Below are 15,314 nucleotides of genomic sequence, written 5' to 3'. Positions count from 1 at the left end.
ATACTTGAGTGTCAGGTTTGAATGGGGGTTGGCCGCTATGTAGGCGATGAAGCGCCGAACGGCAATCGCTTTCGGTGTGACGGCGGCCAATCGAGGCTCCTTCACGGACAATCGGCGTTTACAGCTTTCCTCGCTCGCCGAAAGAAGCGGTTAACCATTCGCCTTCAAAACGATAATAGGTTGGGAATCTCGGCCAGGCCGCGATTTCGGGGAAGGATCGGATCGACGAAGTGCTGAACGGTGCCCTGCTCCTTGCCGAAGCGGTTCTGTATTTCGGCGCCATGGTCACGCTTTTTCGCTTCAGGCGCCGCATCGGCCTTGGCGTGTTCATCTGCGCGCTCGGCGCCATGCACTTCCTCGAAACCTATCTCGCCAGCGTCTTTTATGTCGCGCTGCCCTTCGGCATGGTCTCGCCGGGCTCGGCCGTACTCTTCTCCGGCAAGCTGGTCATGCTCCTGTTGCTCTACATGAAGGAGGACGCCGCGACCGTGCGCCAGCCGATCTACGGCCTGCTGCTTGGCAACGCGCTGATGATCGGCCTGGTGCTGATTCTGCGCCTGCACGCGATCGCGGTGCTTCCGGACGGCAAGGTGCCCGATATCGGCTTCATCGACGAAATGGGCTGGCTGATGGTCTGGGGCACCACGCTGCTCTTCATCGACGCCATCCTGATCATCCTGCTTTACGAGAAGCTCGGCGCCTTCCTGCGCCAGAGGCCGTTCGTCCGCATCCTGGCATCGGTCGCCTGCGTGCTGACCTTCGACCAGATCGGCTTCTTCACCGCCTTGCATTTCGTCGCCGGCGCGCCGATTGAGGTGTTCTTCGGCGGCTGGTTCGCCAAGATGGCGGCGGCACTTGCCTATAGCGGCATGCTCATCGCCTATCTCCGATGGGTCGAGGATACCGATATCGCGGTCCCGCGTGGCCTCTCCGACATCTTCGATACCCTCACCTACCGTGAGCGTTACGAGGCGCTGATCAAATATGTCGGCCGCGACGGACTGACCGGCCTGCTCCATCGCGGCAGCTTCGACGCCGACGGCGAGTCCGCCGTCGCCGGCGCCATCAGGACCGGCAGACCGCTCAGCTTGCTCATCGTCGATGTCGATCATTTCAAGTCGATCAATGACCGCTTCGGCCATGCCGAGGGCGACAAGGTGTTGAAATCGATGGCCGCTATGCTCGCCGAGACGGTCGGCGGCAACGACCAGGTCTTCCGCATCGGCGGCGAGGAATTCGCCATCCTTTGCCAACAGCCGCATGCAGGCGGCAGATTGCTCGGTGAAAGCATCAGAAATGCCGTCAAGGCCTCGGTACACACCAACCGCTTCAAGATAACGGTGAGTGCCGGCGTCTCAACCGTCAGCGAGACGACCCGCTGCCTGGCCGATATTTTCGCGCTAGCCGACCAGCGTCTCTACAAGGCCAAGCTGAGCGGCCGCGATCGCGTCGTCGGCGAGCCGGGCAGCGAAGCGATCATCCTGAAGGCGGCTCCGAAAACGGCTTAGAGCCGTTAAAAGCTCGCAGACGCGATCAGCTCCGCTTGCGCCGCAGGGCGCCGACCGTAGTCGAAATACCCATCAGGACGATCGCCACCCACTTCAGCGTGGCGATGATCGGACCGGCATCGATGTTGTAGGTGATGAACAGCAGGATGCCAGGGACGAGCAGCCCGCACATGACCAGCATGATGCGGTTGATCTGCCACGAGACTTTTGCCGCCAACGCCTCGTCGCCCGCTTCGGCAACCAGACCGACGCGTATCTCCTTGGAGGCCACAAGCATGCTCGACAGCCGAAGCGAGACCGGCAGGCCGAGGCCGATGATCAGGAAAGCGCAAGCCGCCAGCAGAAGCGAGAATTTTAGTGCGCTGGTCTCGGCCGGCACCGGGAACAACAAGGTCGCCATCGGAAGGAAGACGCAAAAGATGCCGAGCGCCGCGATTGCGATAAAGATCGCGGCATTGACCATCGTGAAGAGCTGGTACCTGGCGGCTCCGATCGGCGCGGCAAGCACGCGCATGCGCGCCCACTCGGGCTCGGTGTAGGAAAAGCCGGGCCATTCCATGCGGGCGTCCTGGATCGCCGTCATGCCCCTGGCCCAGAACGCCAGCCGCGCCAGGGCACCGCTCGTCATTCCGCTCATCGCCACCCCGCCGAATGAAATGCCCGGGCAGCATATCACCGCGTCGGCAAAGCGACAGGGGTACGACTTATTGGAAGCCGATCGCGTCGACCGTGCCTTTCGGGCAGCCGGCCTTGCCGGTCGGCGCGGCGGCCATCATCAGGTCGCCGAGCTTGCTGTCGGGACCGATCGGGCCGGAAATACCGAGCGTCAGTTCGCCGACCAACCTGCGGCCGCTCGACGGATCGACCAGACAGGAGACGCGCACACGGTCGCCGGCGCCGGCGCCGAAGGCTTCATTGAAGGCGCGGCGGATCTGGTCCGAGGTCAACTGCTTGCCGATATTCTGGTTGAACAGGTCGCGCACCGGCGAGGCGTTCACCGCGCGCATCAGATTGAGCGCATCGGAGAAATACTCCTGCTGGCTTTTGCCGTAGCAGGTGCCGTGCTTGATCCATTCGTGGCGCTCGAGCTTCGATGCGGTGCCGGGCATCACCTGGTCGAGTTCGGCGCGGGTGTTGGCGTCGAGATTGACGGCCGGCAGGTCGCCCCAATGCGCCGGATTGTCGTTGGATTTGTCGCTCGCCGGGACCTGGCAATAGAAATTGCCGTTGGGCTGGGGCCAAAGGCCGTGCAAGGTGAAATGCGAGGCGTCGAACTCGCTTGGGCTCTGCGCCTTGCATTCGGGCTTGCTGGCCTTGGTTTCGCAGAAAGCCGGCTGCCAGCTCAGCGCGAAGATATATTCCGGTTTGCCGGAAGCCGATTTCGACGGCTTGCCCTGGTCAGCCGGCGACGGCGCCGTCGTGGTCGCGGCACTGCCGCCTGTGACATGGCCGCAGCCGATCGCCACCCAGCGCCGATCCGGATCGGCGCCCGGCACCTGGATGAGATAGTGGGTCGGCTGGTCCTTGTTGCCGGAGAGCAGCTGGTAGCTCTTGCCCGCCTCGGTCGAGATATTGCCCGGGTTTTTCCCGCTTTTGATGGCCTGCGTCGCCGGACAGGCGCTGTCGGATACGAATGTCCCGCTCAGCTTCACGTCCGCATGCGCCGCGCTCGCGCCAGCCACAGCCAGAACAATTGCACCCCACAGTCCCGAAACCCGCATTCCACGTCTCCCAGCAATCATTCATCCGAACCGGACTCATCACACTAGAACAGCCGTCGTGTCAGAATTGCGATCTTTTTCATGTCACGAAGAAACAATCCCCAGGCGATCCACTGCCGGTTCAATGCCTTTGCCGGATTTGAGCCCGGGCCGGGCGCTACGCGTTGCTCTCTTGACGCCGACCAAACCCTCGCCCAACAGTCGCCCAGAGCATGATGCCGAAAAGTGTGATGCGGTTTTCGGGCGTCATCATGCTCTATCTCTGGGATTTAGAGCGCCATGATTTCAGGTCGAATCGACTTGAAATCATGTCGCTCTAGGGAGCGACACATGCCATTCGACAAGCAGACCAGGCTGGCCTCACCGACCGGGGCCGACCTCAATCTCTATGTGAAACAGGCGGCGGGAAATCCGCGCGCGGTTGTCCAGATCAATCATGGACTGGCCGAGCATGCGGCGCGCTACGCCCGCTTCGCCGATTTCCTCAGTACGCGCGGCTTTCACGTCTACGCCCATGACCATCGCGGCCACGGCACGACAAAGGCGCCCGACGCGCCGCTCGGCAGGTTCGCCGGCAACGATGGCCCGTCCAAGGTCATTGCCGATGTCGCGGCTGTCCACGATCTGGTCGCCAAGGACCGCCCTGGCCTGCCGGTCATTCTGTTTGGCCATTCCTTTGGCGCATCGGTTGCGCTGAACTTCCTGCTGGCGCACTCGCCGCGCATCCACGCCGCCGCAATCTGGAACGGCAATTTCTCGCAAGGCCTGCTTGGTCAGCTTGCGCTCGCGATCCTCGCTTATGAGCGGTTCAGGCTCGGCTCCGATGTCCCTTCGCGTATCTTGCCCAGGCTGACCTTCCAGGCCTGGGGCAAGGCCGTGCCCAACCACAAGACATTATTCGACTGGCTGTCGCGCGACGAGGCCGAAGTGGCGAAATACATCGCCGATCCGCTGTGCGGCTGGGACGCCTCTATCTCGATGTGGCGCGACGTCGTCAGCATGGCGTTGAATGGCGGCAAGGATTCCGGCTTTACCGGCATCAGGCGTGATCTCCCCGTCAGCATCGTCGGCGGCGAGAAGGATCCCGCTTCCGACTACGGCAAGGCGGTCGATCACCTTGCCCGGCGTATGCGCGCAATGGGCTTTTCGAATCTGGTTTCAAAGGTTTACGCCGAGACCCGCCACGAAAGCCTGAACGAGATCAACCGCGACGCCGTCATGGACGATTTCGTTGCATGGGCGGATGGCGTGCTGAAACCCTGATCGGCGTGGCCTATCGCATGAATCGTGACATAGCCGGCCGCTGTTGCTAGAGGCTGCCCTTCATCCAACCACGGTGATCCATGGCCGAACCCCCGCTGAAAGGCATCCGCGTTATCGAACTCGCCCGCATCCTGGCCGGCCCCTGGGCCGGGCAGCTGCTTGCCGATCTCGGCGCCGATGTCATCAAGGTCGAGAGCCCGGACGGCGGCGACGATACCCGCAAATGGGGTCCGCCCTTCGTCATGAGCCATGACGGCGAGAACCTGTCGGCCGCCTATTACCATTCCTGCAATCGCGGCAAGCGCTCGATCGCCGTCGATTTCTCCAAGCCGGAAGGCGCCGCGACACTTCGCCAGCTCGTTGCCACCGCCGATGTGCTGATCGAAAACTTCAAGCTCGGCGGCCTCAAGAAATACGGCCTCGACTATGCGAGCCTGAAGGCGATCAATCCGCGCCTCGTCTATTGCTCGATCACCGGCTTCGGCCAGGACGGGCCGTATGCGCCACGCGCCGGCTACGATTTCATCATCCAGGCGATGGCCGGCATGATGTCGATCACCGGCGAGCCCGGTGGCGAGCCGCAGAAGGCCGGCGTCGCCATCTCCGACCTGTTCACCGGCCTCTATTCGGTGATCGCCATCCAGGCAGCGCTGCGCCACGCTGAAAAGACCGGCGAAGGCCAGCATATCGACATGGCGCTGTTCGACAGCCAGATCTCGGCGCTCGGCAACCAGAACCTCAATTATCTGGTCTCCGGCAAGTCGCCGGTGCAGATGGGCAATGCCCATATGAACATCGCGCCTTACGAGGTGCTGCCGGTCAAGGACGGCCATATCATCCTGGCGGTCGGCAATGACGGCCAGTTCGGCAAATTCTGCGCCGCGGTCGGCCTGACGGATTTGCCTGCCAACCCCGATTTCGCCACCAATCCGGCTCGCGTTGCCAATCGCGTGAAACTGCGCGAGACGATCGTCGATAGGCTGGCAACGCTCGACCGCGATCCGCTGCTGGCCAAACTCGAAGCCGCCGGCGTGCCGGCGAGCCCTATCAACACCATCGGCCAGATGTTTTCCGACCCGCAGACGATCGCGCGCGGCATGCGCCTCGATCTTGACGACGGCCACGGCAATCTGCTGCCTTCGGTGCGCGCGCCGATGGTGATGTCGGGCACGCCACTGGTCTATGAGCGCCCCTCGCCGCGCCTTGGCGAACACACACAAGAAATTCTTGCCGAACTGGAGAGATCAGCCAAATGAAGACCGGCGGACAACTGATCGTCGAGGCGCTCGAAGCCAACGGCACCGACCGCATCTTTTGCGTTCCTGGCGAATCCTACCTCGCGGTGCTCGACGCGCTGCACGACTCGGCGATCCGCACCATCGTCTGCCGCCAGGAAGGCGGTGCCGCGATGATGGCCGATTGCCAGGGGCGGCTGACCGGCAAGCCCGGCATCTGCTTCGTTACCCGCGGCCCCGGCGCTACCAACGCCTCGGCCGGCGTCCACATCGCCATGCAGGATTCCGTGCCGATGATCCTGTTCATCGGCCAGGTCGCCAGCCATGCCAAGGAGCGCGAGGCCTTCCAGGAGGTCGACTACAAGCGCTTCTTCGGCGACATCGCCAAATGGGTGGTCGAGATCGACGATGCCGCGCGCATTCCCGAATTCGTCACCCGCGCCTTCGCGGTCGCGACCTCGGGCCGGCCCGGCCCGGTCGTCATCTCGCTGCCCGAGGACATGCTGACCAGCGAGGTCGACGCTCCCAAAGCGCTTCCTCACACGCCGGTCGAGACCCGTCCCGGTGAAGCCGAGCTCGATGCGCTGCAGATGCTATTGAGCAATGCCAAGCGCCCGTTCGTCATCCTCGGCGGCACACGCTGGAACGAGGCAGCGGTGGCTGATATCCGCGCGATCGCCGAGACATGGTCGCTGCCGGTCGGCTGTTCCTTCCGCCGCCAGATGCTGTTCGACCATCTTCATCAAAATTATGCCGGCGATGTCGGCATCGGCATCAATCCCAAGCTGGCGGCACAGATCAAGGCGGCCGACGTCGTGCTGTTGATCGGCGGCCGCATGGGCGAGATGCCGTCTTCCGACTACACGCTGTTGAAAAGCCCCTACCCCGACCAGGCGCTTGTGCATGTCCATGCCGACGCCGGCGAACTGGGCCGCGTCTACCGGCCGACCGTGGCGATAAATGCTTCGCCCGCCGCCTTCGTCGAAGCCTTCGCCAAGCGCAAGCCGGCGGCCAAGCCTGTATGGGCGGGTGAGACGGAAAAGGCGCATACCGCCTATCTGGAATGGTCGACGCCGCCCCGGACCGGTCCGGGCGCCGTTCATATGGGTCCGATCATCGAGCATCTCGCGAAGGTTCTGCCGGAAGACGCCATCCTCACCAACGGCGCCGGCAATTACGCGACCTGGGTGCATCGCTTCTACCGCTCGCGCCGCTTCGGCACGCAGGCAGCGCCGACTTCAGGCTCGATGGGCTACGGCACGCCGGCCGCGGTCGCCGCCAAATCGCTGTTCCCGGATCGCACCGTGGTTGCCTTTGCCGGCGACGGCTGCTTCCTGATGAACGGCCAGGAATTCGCGACGGCGATCCAATATGACCTGCCGATCATCGTCATCGTCGTTAACAACGGCATTTACGGCACCATCCGCATGCATCAAGAGCGGGAATATCCGAGCCGCGTCGTCGCCACCGATCTGAAGAACCCGGACTTTGCCGCGCTGGCCCGCGCCTATGGCGGCCATGGCGAGACGGTCGAGAAGACCGAAGACTTCGCGCCTGCTTTCGAACGCGCGCGCGCCAGCGGCAAGCCGGCGATCGTCGAGATCAAGCTCGATCCCGAAGCGATCACGCCGACCCGCACGCTGACGCAGATCCGCGACAGGAGTTGAGGCAGGCCTTCTGCTGCCGCACGACAAAAGGGGCGGCGAACCGCCCCTTTTGCGTCTTTACATCGCGCCGCCGGCCTTCTCGATCTGGCCGCGGATTTCGCCATCCTTGTTCGCGGCGGTGTGGACGTTGACATAATACTTGCCGGCTTCGAGGTCGGTCGCCTGCGCATCGGTCAACGTCGCCGATCCCTTGATCGGGCTCTTCAGCTTGCCCTTGAACGGAATAACCGGATCGGCATTCGCCCCCATCGCCGCCGGCCCATGGATGTGAGCAGCAATCGCCGGCCCGCTGAGGCCGGAATATTTCACGTTCCAGCTCAGCTTCTTCTTGGTGGTGTCATAGGTGAACGTCGCGGTTCCCTTGCCCTTGGTGGTGACGGGCGGGCTCTGCTGGCTGCCGTCGAGCGTCGCCTTGTACTTCACCACCTCGGCCATGGCCGGGGATGCGAGCAGGAAAGCGGTCGAAACGGCCAGCGCCGAAAGCATCGGCACGGATAGGATGCGCATGAAGAACCTCCGTTGATTGCAAACACCCTCCACGGCTCCCCGGCGCGCGGATGCATCACTCAAACGGTTGAGCGACCCGATGTATCCCTGGACACGCTTATTTTACCGCGCACCATAAAATGGCGCGGCTGCCCGCCCCCTTTTCCAAAGACCGGACGTCAGACCGCCGCCAGCGCCTGCGTCAGGTCGGCGATCAGATCGTCAGGATGCTCGACGCCGATTGACAGCCTGACGGTGGTTTCGAGCACGCCGATGCGCTGGCGAACGTCAAAGGGAATGCCGGAATGGGTCATCGCCGCAGGATGGCTGGCGAGCGATTCCGTGCCGCCGAGACTCACCGCCAGCTTGAAGATCTGCAAATTGTTCAGAAAGGCGAAAGCCGCCTTCTGCCCGCCTTTGATATCGAAGGAGAAGGTCGAGCCAGCACCAGTGCATTGCGCCCTGTAGGCGCGCCCCGCCGCCGTATCCTCGCCCAGGAACGGCAGATAGTGGACCTTCTCGACCTTGGCATGATCGCGCAGGAATTCGGCGACCAGCCGCGCATTGTCGTTGGCCCGTTCCATGCGGATCGACAGCGTCTCCAGCGAGCGGCCGAGCATCCAGCAGGAATGTGGGTCAAGCTGCGTGCCGATCGCGCCGCGCAGTGCCTTGATCGGCTTGGTGACCGCCTTGCCGCCCATGGCGGCGCCCGCGATCAGGTCGGAATGGCCGCCGACATATTTGGTCAGCGAGTAGACAGAAACATCGGCGCCGTGCTCGATCGGCCGCTGGAACACCGGGCCGAGCAGCGTGTTGTCGCAGACGATGATCGGCGTCGTGCCTTGGCTAACGCCGATCTCGTCGGCGATCCTGCGCATCAGCGCGATGTCGACAAGGCTGTTGGTCGGGTTCGACGGCGTCTCGATCAGGATCACCGAAACGCGGCCCTTGGCCGTGGCGGCGTCAGCGGCCGCACGCACCGCCTTCTCGTCGACGCCATCCGCGAAGCCCACTGCATCGATGCCGAAGCCGGCGAGCGTACGCGTCAGCAGCGTCTCGGTGCCGCCATAAAGCGGCTGCGAATGCAGGATGACATCGCCCGGCCGGGCATAGGCTAGCAGCGTCGTCGCGATCGCCGACATGCCGGACGAAAACAGGATGCAGGCATCCGTTCCCTCGTAGATCGCCAACCGGTCCTCGACGATCTCGCTGTTGGGATGGTTGAAGCGCGAATAGACGAGACCCGATGCCGTGCCGCTCGGCGGGTCCTTGCGGCCAGACGTGTAGTCGAAGAAGTCGCGCCCCTCTTCCGCCGACTTGAACACGAAGGTCGAGGTCAAAAACACCGGCGGCTTGACGGCGCCTTCAGACAGTTGCGGATCGAAGCCATAGCTCAGCATCAGTGTCTCCGGATGGAGCTTATGGTTGCCGATATGGGTCTTCGACGGGCGCGGCGCGGTCATGGCTTTTCCTGCTTTTCGAGTGATGTCGCTTGGCAATTTATGCGATCCCGATCAGCCAGTCCTTGCTATTTTTGACCTCGCATGGCTGCCTCTCGGCAACAAACTGCCTGGAGAGATGAAAAGTGCAGCAGAAGATAGCCGACGATTTCGACCGCAAGATCCTGCGCGAACTGCAGGCCGATGCCCGCATCACCAACAACGAGCTTGCCGAGCGGATCGGCCTGTCGCCGTCGCCCTGCCTGAGGCGCGTACGGCGCCTGGAGGAGACCGGCGTGATTAGAGGATACACCGCGCTGGTCGACCCGTTAGCCTTCGGCTGGGGCATGGTCGCCATCGCCACCATACGGCTCAGCCGCCAGAACGAGGACGAGATCGTCATGTTCGAGGACGCGATCCGTGGCTGGGACGAGGTGCTGGAATGCCACCTCGTCACCGGTTCGCGCGACTATGTGCTCAAAGTGGTGACCGGCAACCTTGAACAGTATGAGCGCTTCATCAAGGAAAAGATCGCGCGGCTGAAATGCGTCGCGTCGATCGAGACCAGCTTCGTCATGAACACCATAAAGGAACGGCGCCACTGACGCCGATGCATGTCGCCCAAAAGTGTGCGGCGGTTTTGGGACGACGACATGCATCAAACAAAACAGATAGAGCGGTTCTGTCGAACCGCTCTATCCAGAGGCGCCGCGTTCAAAGTCGAAATGTTCGGCCGAGCTTACTTGATCGCCTTGTCGGTCACCGCGGTCGTGTAGGCGCCGGTCGGCTCCTTGGTGATGATCTTCTGGTCGAGCAGCGCCTTGGCGGTGCGCTCGTAGGCCGCCGGGATCAGCTTGCCGTCGGCGTTGTCGATCAGCTTGGCCACTTCCTTCATCATGAACTTCTGGTGGTTCTCGTCCTGGCCGCCGGCGTCCACGACGATGCCCGCCGCCTCGTCGGTGTTCTCGGTGGCGTATTTCCAGCCCTTCATCGAGGCGCGCACGAAGCGCACCATCTTGTCCTCGAAGGCCGGATCCTTGAGCTTGTCCTCAAGCGTATAAAGCCCGTCCTCCAACAGATCGTTGCCCATGGCCGAGTAGTTGAACACGGTCAGGTCTTCGGGCTTGTAGCCGGCATCGAGCACCTGGCCGTATTCGTTGTAGGTCATGACCGAGATGCAGTCGGCCTGCTTCTGGATCAGCGGCTGCACGTCGAAGCTCTGCTTCAAGACGGTGACGCCGTCCGCGCCGCCGTCTGTCTTGAGGCCGATCTTGTTCATCCAGGCGTAGAACGGATATTCGTTGCCGAAGAACCAGACGCCGAGCGTATGGCCCTTGAAGTCGGCCTCGGTCTTGATCGGGCCGTCCTTCGGGCAGACCAGTTCCATGCCCGCCTTCTTGAAGGGCTGGGCGATGTTGACGAGCCCCACGCCCTTGTCGCGGGCGGCCAGAGCGCCGCCCATCCAGTCGACGATGACGTCGGCGCCGCCGCCGGCAATCACCTGTTCCGGCGCAATATCCGGGCCGCCCGGCTTGATGTCGACGTCGAGGCCTTCGGCGTCATAAAAACCCTTGGCCTTGGCGACATAGTAGCCGGCGAACTGGGCCTGCGTGACCCATTTCAATTGCAGCGTCACCTTGTCGGCGGCCATCGCCTGGAAGGCGGCCAGCGACATGGCGCCGGCCAAAGCGGAAATCAGCAGTCTTTTCATGTTTTTACCCTCTGAAGTTAGCACCCAAACCCACCGCCCCTATCCACCTCGGACAGAGGGATGCCAAAACGTGACGGCTCTCTCGATGAGAGCGACCACGCCATAAAAGACCGAACCCGCAAGGGCTGCAACTGCGATTTCGGCCCATACCATGTCGATGTTCATGCGCCCGACCTCGGTCGAGATGCGAAAGCCCATGCCGACGACCGGCGTGCCGAAGAACTCCGCTACGATGGCGCCGATCAGCGCCAGCGTCGAGTTGATCTTCAGCGCGTTGAAGATGAAAGGCATTGCCGCCGGCAGCCGGAGCTTCAGCAAGGTCGGCCAATAGCCCGACGCATAGGTGCGCATCAGGTCGCGCTCCATATGGCCGGAAGCGGCAAGCCCGGCGACCGTGTTCACCAGCATCGGGAAGAAGGTCATGATGATGACGACCGCCGCCTTGGACGGCCAGTCGAAGCCGAACCACATCACCATGATCGGTGCCACGCCGATGATCGGCAGCGCCGACACCATATTGCCGATCGGCAGCAAGCCGCGCCTGAGAAACGTCACGCGGTCGGCCAGGATGGCGACGGCGAAGCCGGAGAGATTGCCTACGATGTAGCCAAAGATCACTGCCTTGAGGATCGTCTGCCGTACATCGGCACCGAGTATCGGCAGCGAACTGGCAATACGCACGCCGATGGCGCTCGGCGGCGGCAAAAGGATGAACGGCACGCCGGCGCCGCGCGTCACCGCTTCCCAGATGATCAGGATCCAGGCGCCGAAGATCGCCGGGATGATGAGGCGCAGCGCGGTCCTCGCCAGGCTTTCGCTTGGGCGCAATGAGGACAGCAAGGCAACGCAGCGCCAGGCAAGCAGCCAGGCGGCGGCAAGCAGCAGGAAATATGGCGCCAGTGCCGTGCCCTCAAAGCCGGCTATGCCTTTGATCAGGAGCCAGGCGGCGGCATGAGCGCCGACGAACAGCAAGACGGCCTCGACGATCGGCGTCAGCCTCGCCATCGAGATCAAGGCCGCGATCAGCAGCAAGCCGATGATCAAGTTCTTTGCCCCCATATAGGGATAGGCAATGCTCGCAGTGGGTTGCGCCAGGGCCGCCACTTCCGGTTTCGACATGGCGCCGAGCGCCACGGCGATAAGGCAAAGAAGGACAGCAAGCACCGCCTGCCAGGAGGGCCTCAGCCAGTTCATGCCGGCCTCCCGCCCATGGCGCGGTCGACGATGCGTCCGGCGATGCCTACAGCCATCACCAGAAGTGCGGCCACGATCGAGCCGGCGACCAGCGCCGACCAGATGTCGATGGACTGGCTGTAATAGGCGCCGGCCAGAAGCTTGGCGCCGATGCCGGCAACGGCACCTGTCGGCAATTCGCCGACAATGGCGCCGACCAGGCTCGCGGCGACCGCCACTTTCATCGAGGTGAACAGGAACGGCACCGAGGCTGGCACACGCAATTTCCAGAAGGTCTGCGAGGAACTGGCATTGTAGGTGTGCATCAGGTCGAGATGCATGATCTCCGGCGAGCGCAGCCCCTTCACCATGCCGACCGTCACCGGGAAGAACGACAGATAGGTCGAGATCATCGCCTTCGGAATCAGCCCGGTGATGCCGACCGCCGCCAAAACGACAATGATCATCGGCGCCACGGCCAGGATCGGAATGGTCTGCGAGGCGATGATCCACGGCATCAGGCTGCGCTCGAGCGTCGCCACATGCACGATGCCGACGGCAATGATGATGCCGAGCGCCGTGCCGAAGGCAAAGCCGAGCAGCGTCGAGGACAGCGTCACCCAGGCATTGTAGACAAGGCTGCGGTTCGAATTGACGGGCCGCAGGAAGGTGTTCTCGAAGAAATTCACGGCCACCTGATGCGGCGCCGGCAGCGTCGGCTTCGGCTGCGCCAGCGTCTTGCCGATGAATTCGATGGTGCCGGGGGCCTGGTTGGCGCGGCGGTCGAGATCGCGCTGGAACGGCGCGTTGAGGATGACGGCGAAGACGTACCAGACGACCACCACACCCAGGAGGATCGAGGTGACGGGGATGAGTTTGGAGCGGAAGCTATCCATGGGCGCCCCCTCCTCTCCCCACCGGGGAGAGGGTGGCCGGAGCGAAGCGGAGGCCGGGTGAGGGTGAGTGTATCCGCCCCTCAAGCACAGCCAGGATAGTATCCAGCACCGCCCGTCGCTCGGCGAGAACCTCCTGATTCCAGAACCTGAGAACAGAATAGCCGTGGCGATTCAGCCAAGCGGTCCTGGCTGCATCCGTTGGAGATTCCGCGTGCTGGCTACCGTCTATTTCCACAATCAACGCTTTCTCACGACAAACAAAATCCGCGAAGAAAGGGCCTAGCGGCACTTGCCTCACGAACTTGTAGCCATTGAGATGGCGCCCTCTCAGTTCGCCCCAGAGCCTGTACTCAGCCTCGGTTTCGTCAAGCCGAAGCTCTCGGGCTCGGGCCGTTGCGCCCGCTGTTCTTTTGGTCGGGCCAGTAGACGGCCCCTCACCCGACCTCCGCTTCGCTCCGGCCACCCTCTCCCCGGTGGGGAGAGGAGGAAACTCGCCCCGCTCAATCATCATAGCTGTGCCCGGCCCGCAGCCCGTCGCGCACCCTTGCCGCAATGGCCAAGAACTCCGGTGTCTCGCGAATATCGAGCGGCCGCTCCTTGGGCAGCGTCGATTCGATGATGTCGGTGACGCGGCCAGGCCTTGGCGACATCACCACGATGCGCGTCGACAAATACACCGCCTCCGGGATCGAATGGGTGACGAAGCAGATCGTCTTGCTGGTGCGGCCCCACAATTCCAGCAATTGCTCGTTGAGGTGGTCGCGCACGATCTCGTCCAGCGCGCCGAACGGCTCGTCCATCAACAAGAGATCGGCATCGAAGGCGAGTGCGCGGGCGATCGAAGCGCGCTGCTGCATGCCGCCGGAAAGCTGCCAGGGGTATTTCTTCTCGAAGCCGGCGAGGTTGACGAGTTCCATCGTGCGCTTGATGCGCTGCGCCTGCTCGGCCTGGCTGAGACCGATGATCTCCAGCGGCAGCGCGACATTGCGCTCGATGGTGCGCCATGGAAACAACGCCGCGGCCTGGAAGACGTAGCCATAGGCGCGTTTCTCGCGCGCCTGCTCCGGCGACATGCCGTTGACCGAAATGGTCCCCGAGGTTGGCTTTTCCAAATCGGCGATGACGCGCAGCAGCGTGGTCTTACCGCAGCCGGAAGGTCCGATAAAGGAGACGAACTCGCCCTTGCCGATGCTCAGGTCGACATTGGACAGCGCCTGCACCGGACCGTCATTGGTCTGGAAGGTGAGGCCAAGTTTGCTTGCCGAAACGACGGCTGGCGATGTGTCCGTCATTGGTTGGCGCCTGCCTTTCGCAGCCGCTGCCGTGCCGGATGAAATGCGATTGCATTTGCCTTGATGTTGTTTTCCACTCGTCCAGTCCCAACTGATCGACGCCCGGAGCTTTGCCGATGTCGCCCAAACCCACCTGTCATCTTATCCGCCCTGAAAGCACTTATGAAGGCAAGCAGGGATTGACCTATTTCGCCGGCATCGCCACGGAGTCGGTCGGCTCCTCCGGCATCTGCATGCATGTGCTCACCATGCCGCCCGGCGCTCGCGCCAAGGCGCATCTGCACGAGAACCACGAGACCGCGATCTACGTGCTCTCCGGCGAGGTTCACACCTGGTATGGCGACCGGCTCGAACACCACATCGTCGTCAAGGCCGGCGACCTGTTCTACATCCCGGCTGGCGTGCCGCATCTGCCGGCCAATCTGAGCAACGCCCCCTCTTCGGCCGTGATCGCCCGCACCGATCCCAACGAGCAGGAAAGCGTCGTGCTGCTGCCGGAACTGGATGCGCTGGTTGCCTGAAACAGGGTGAAACCCTCCCGTCGTCATTTGCACCGGGAGACTTCGCCCATCACATTGCCGTCGTCATCGGCCACCACCAGCTTCTTTGCGTTCTTTGCGCTGCGCTTGATGGTGAACTTGGTCGGCGCCTGCCCCTCTTCGCCTTCCGCCTCGCATTTTGCGGTGACCCCCAACGATCCGTCGGCCTGTGCCTTGGTGTCGCTGAAGGTGCAGGCGCTGGCAGCCGTGATCAGTTCCTTGTCGGTCAAAAGCAGCATCTGGTCGGCGGCGACTTCCTGGCCATTCCGATTGATGCAGCCATATTTGTCGCCATAGGGCTTCGAAAGGTCGATGCCGGCCGCCGACGCATGGCTGGCGGCAACGATCAAGACAGCGGTGAAAACCAGCCCCCCGCGCCGCATC

General features: G+C 62.8%; 16 protein-coding genes. 6 read left to right on the top strand and 10 right to left on the bottom strand.

Translation table 11 applies throughout. The features are described from left to right. Positions 1 to 230: 230 nt before the first annotated feature. Positions 231 to 1,508, top strand: coding sequence for a GGDEF domain-containing protein (locus AB6802_RS11645; protein ID WP_371010242.1), 1,278 nt, complete (start codon positions 231 to 233; stop codon positions 1,506 to 1,508). Between the two features lie 25 nt (positions 1,509 to 1,533). Here AB6802_RS11645 and AB6802_RS11640 read toward each other — a convergent pair whose 3' ends face one another. Together AB6802_RS11640 and AB6802_RS11635 are read right to left on the bottom strand one after the other, a co-directional pair. Next, entirely contained in the window at positions 1,534 to 2,136 is a 603-nt protein-coding gene (locus AB6802_RS11640; RefSeq protein WP_371010241.1) for a hypothetical protein, read from the bottom strand. A gap of 76 nt (positions 2,137 to 2,212) precedes the next feature. Further along, on the bottom strand, positions 2,213 to 3,229 hold the full coding sequence (locus AB6802_RS11635) for a ribonuclease (protein WP_371010240.1): 1,017 nt from the start codon (positions 3,227 to 3,229) through the stop codon (positions 2,213 to 2,215). 330 nt (positions 3,230 to 3,559) lie between these two features. Here AB6802_RS11635 and AB6802_RS11630 point away from each other — a divergent pair, with 330 nt between their 5' ends. The 3 genes from AB6802_RS11630 to AB6802_RS11620 all read left to right on the top strand — a co-directional run bounded on the left by AB6802_RS11630 (position 3,560) and on the right by AB6802_RS11620 (position 7,394). Beyond that, entirely contained in the window at positions 3,560 to 4,492 is a 933-nt protein-coding gene (locus tag AB6802_RS11630; protein WP_371010239.1) for an alpha/beta fold hydrolase, read from the top strand. Positions 4,493 to 4,572: 80 nt separating this feature from the next. Further along, a complete protein-coding gene (locus AB6802_RS11625) occupies positions 4,573 to 5,748 on the top strand; it encodes a CaiB/BaiF CoA transferase family protein (protein ID WP_371010238.1) in 1,176 nt (391 codons plus the stop codon). Beyond that, positions 5,745 to 7,394: a thiamine pyrophosphate-binding protein gene (locus AB6802_RS11620; RefSeq protein WP_371010237.1), complete on the top strand. Its 1,650-nt coding sequence runs from the start codon at positions 5,745 to 5,747 to the stop codon at positions 7,392 to 7,394. Before AB6802_RS11625 ends, AB6802_RS11620 begins: the two co-directional genes overlap by 4 nt. Before the next feature lie 57 nt (positions 7,395 to 7,451). Here the strand turns inward: AB6802_RS11620 and AB6802_RS11615 are convergent, their stop codons facing one another. Continuing rightward, on the bottom strand, positions 7,452 to 7,901 hold the full coding sequence (locus AB6802_RS11615) for a CHRD domain-containing protein (protein ID WP_371010236.1): 450 nt from the start codon (positions 7,899 to 7,901) through the stop codon (positions 7,452 to 7,454). A 158-nt stretch (positions 7,902 to 8,059) separates the two neighbouring features. After that, the gene (locus AB6802_RS11610) at positions 8,060 to 9,343 is read right to left on the bottom strand and encodes a cystathionine gamma-synthase family protein (RefSeq protein WP_371010235.1); all 1,284 of its coding nucleotides are present in this window, start codon (positions 9,341 to 9,343) and stop codon (positions 8,060 to 8,062) included. A gap of 122 nt (positions 9,344 to 9,465) precedes the next feature. Between AB6802_RS11610 and AB6802_RS11605 the strand changes: the two genes are divergently transcribed. Next, entirely contained in the window at positions 9,466 to 9,924 is a 459-nt protein-coding gene (locus AB6802_RS11605; protein WP_371010234.1) for an Lrp/AsnC family transcriptional regulator, read from the top strand. 134 nt (positions 9,925 to 10,058) lie between these two features. On the opposite strand, the gene AB6802_RS11600 is transcribed toward AB6802_RS11605, so the two are convergent. Genes AB6802_RS11600 through AB6802_RS11580 form a run of 5 tightly spaced genes read right to left on the bottom strand, consistent with a single transcriptional unit; the run spans position 10,059 to position 14,391 of the window. Then, positions 10,059 to 11,030: an ABC transporter substrate-binding protein gene (locus AB6802_RS11600; protein WP_371010233.1), complete on the bottom strand. Its 972-nt coding sequence runs from the start codon at positions 11,028 to 11,030 to the stop codon at positions 10,059 to 10,061. A gap of 39 nt (positions 11,031 to 11,069) precedes the next feature. Then, positions 11,070 to 12,224, bottom strand: a complete 1,155-nt coding sequence (locus AB6802_RS11595) for an ABC transporter permease (RefSeq protein ID WP_371010232.1) — start codon at positions 12,222 to 12,224, stop codon at positions 11,070 to 11,072. Further along, positions 12,221 to 13,099: an ABC transporter permease gene (locus tag AB6802_RS11590; RefSeq protein ID WP_371010231.1), complete on the bottom strand. Its 879-nt coding sequence runs from the start codon at positions 13,097 to 13,099 to the stop codon at positions 12,221 to 12,223. The genes AB6802_RS11595 and AB6802_RS11590 overlap by 4 nt, the downstream gene beginning before the upstream one ends. Next, a complete protein-coding gene (locus tag AB6802_RS11585; protein WP_371010470.1) occupies positions 13,092 to 13,607 on the bottom strand; it encodes an endonuclease domain-containing protein in 516 nt (171 codons plus the stop codon). The genes AB6802_RS11590 and AB6802_RS11585 overlap by 8 nt, the downstream gene beginning before the upstream one ends. Next, a complete protein-coding gene (locus tag AB6802_RS11580; RefSeq protein WP_371010230.1) occupies positions 13,600 to 14,391 on the bottom strand; it encodes an ABC transporter ATP-binding protein in 792 nt (263 codons plus the stop codon). Before AB6802_RS11580 ends, AB6802_RS11585 begins: the two co-directional genes overlap by 8 nt. 116 nt (positions 14,392 to 14,507) lie before the next feature. On the opposite strand from AB6802_RS11580, the gene AB6802_RS11575 reads away from it, so the two are divergent. Next, entirely contained in the window at positions 14,508 to 14,912 is a 405-nt protein-coding gene (locus AB6802_RS11575) for a cupin domain-containing protein (RefSeq protein WP_015317160.1), read from the top strand. 23 nt (positions 14,913 to 14,935) lie between these two features. Here the strand turns inward: AB6802_RS11575 and AB6802_RS11570 are convergent, their stop codons facing one another. Further along, a complete protein-coding gene (locus tag AB6802_RS11570; protein ID WP_371010229.1) occupies positions 14,936 to 15,313 on the bottom strand; it encodes a hypothetical protein in 378 nt (125 codons plus the stop codon). Position 15,314: the final 1 nt, after the last annotated feature.

Origin of the sequence: Mesorhizobium sp. RCC_202 (assembly GCF_041355295.1) — a bacterium.
Classification (GTDB): Bacteria; Pseudomonadota; Alphaproteobacteria; order Rhizobiales; family Rhizobiaceae; genus Mesorhizobium.
This window is presented reverse-complemented; position numbering and strand designations above follow the sequence as displayed.

What these genes read in the sequence shown, in the direction of transcription:
- AB6802_RS11640 (WP_371010241.1), bottom strand. Translation starts at nt 2,136, where the DNA reads ATGACGAGCGGTGCCCTGGCGCGGCTGGCGTTCTGGGCCAGGGGCATG.
- AB6802_RS11635 (WP_371010240.1), bottom strand. Translation starts at nt 3,229, where the DNA reads ATGCGGGTTTCGGGACTGTGGGGTGCAATTGTTCTGGCTGTGGCTGGC.
- AB6802_RS11630 (WP_371010239.1), top strand. Translation starts at nt 3,560, where the DNA reads ATGCCATTCGACAAGCAGACCAGGCTGGCCTCACCGACCGGGGCCGAC.
- AB6802_RS11625 (WP_371010238.1), top strand. Translation starts at nt 4,573, where the DNA reads ATGGCCGAACCCCCGCTGAAAGGCATCCGCGTTATCGAACTCGCCCGC.
- AB6802_RS11620 (WP_371010237.1), top strand. Translation starts at nt 5,745, where the DNA reads ATGAAGACCGGCGGACAACTGATCGTCGAGGCGCTCGAAGCCAACGGC.
- AB6802_RS11615 (WP_371010236.1), bottom strand. Translation starts at nt 7,901, where the DNA reads ATGCGCATCCTATCCGTGCCGATGCTTTCGGCGCTGGCCGTTTCGACC.
- AB6802_RS11610 (WP_371010235.1), bottom strand. Translation starts at nt 9,343, where the DNA reads ATGACCGCGCCGCGCCCGTCGAAGACCCATATCGGCAACCATAAGCTC.
- AB6802_RS11600 (WP_371010233.1), bottom strand. Translation starts at nt 11,030, where the DNA reads ATGAAAAGACTGCTGATTTCCGCTTTGGCCGGCGCCATGTCGCTGGCC.
- AB6802_RS11595 (WP_371010232.1), bottom strand. Translation starts at nt 12,224, where the DNA reads ATGAACTGGCTGAGGCCCTCCTGGCAGGCGGTGCTTGCTGTCCTTCTT.
- AB6802_RS11590 (WP_371010231.1), bottom strand. Translation starts at nt 13,099, where the DNA reads ATGGATAGCTTCCGCTCCAAACTCATCCCCGTCACCTCGATCCTCCTG.
- AB6802_RS11585 (WP_371010470.1), bottom strand. Translation starts at nt 13,607, where the DNA reads ATGATTGAGCGGGGCGAGTTTCCTCCTCTCCCCACCGGGGAGAGGGTG.
- AB6802_RS11580 (WP_371010230.1), bottom strand. Translation starts at nt 14,391, where the DNA reads ATGACGGACACATCGCCAGCCGTCGTTTCGGCAAGCAAACTTGGCCTC.
- AB6802_RS11575 (WP_015317160.1), top strand. Translation starts at nt 14,508, where the DNA reads ATGTCGCCCAAACCCACCTGTCATCTTATCCGCCCTGAAAGCACTTAT.
- AB6802_RS11570 (WP_371010229.1), bottom strand. Translation starts at nt 15,313, where the DNA reads ATGCGGCGCGGGGGGCTGGTTTTCACCGCTGTCTTGATCGTTGCCGCC.